The following is a 687-nucleotide window of genomic DNA, read 5'->3' as shown; positions in this document are numbered from 1 at the left end:
GGGGCTGTCCCAAAAGCCTCTTTAAAATGAAAAAACCACGAAGAAATTGATTTTTCTTCGTGGTTTTTTCGTTGTGAGCTTATTTCCCCAGTGAAACAGGCGGTTCCACTCCGCCTGTTTCAGGAAGTTGTGGGCGATGGCGACCAGCCCAAACTCTATATTCACTTTATCGATGCCCCGGAGAGAAAATCTCCGGAACGACCGATTGCCTTTGATATGACCGAACACACTTTCCACCTCAACTTTTCGTCTGGCGTAGATTTGTGCTCCTTCGTCACACCAAAGGCTTTCCCTTGCTTCCTTCTTCAGTTGTTCATATGCCGGGTTATAGTAAACGCGTCGGTTCCCTTTTGCTTTCGTGCATTTTTCTTTTAAAGGGCACCCGGTACACGTTTCGCATTCATAGACCTTGAAGGCTCGCGTATATCCGTACCGGTCGGTACGGTGAGAATGGAATTGAAAAGAGACCTTTCGTCCATTCGGACAAATGTAATAATCCCCATCTGCCTTGTACTCCCAGTTCATAACCTGGCTTGGATCTTTCTTGAAGGAACGAGACTGCTCTTTCCGCATCGTGTTGTAGGGAATGAGTGTATCAAATCCTTCCTTCTTTGCGTATTTGTAATTGGTTTCTCCGCCATAACCTCCATCACCGACAATTGTGTTGGGGAACGGAAGATCTGCAGC

At 46.6% G+C, this 687-nt stretch carries 1 protein-coding gene; it reads right to left on the bottom strand.

Annotation, left to right across the window (positions count from 1 at the left end):
* Positions 1-21: 21 nt before the first annotated feature.
* Positions 22-687 (bottom strand): transposase (locus ACGTN9_RS21020; protein WP_499596482.1); only part of this gene is annotated, 666 nt, incomplete at its 5' end.

The sequence above is a fragment of the Halobacillus sp. B23F22_5 genome (assembly GCF_043497085.1).
GTDB lineage: Bacteria > Bacillota > Bacilli > Bacillales > Halobacillaceae > Thalassobacillus.
Note: the sequence above shows the minus strand (reverse complement) of the source record. Positions and strands in the feature narration are given on the sequence as shown.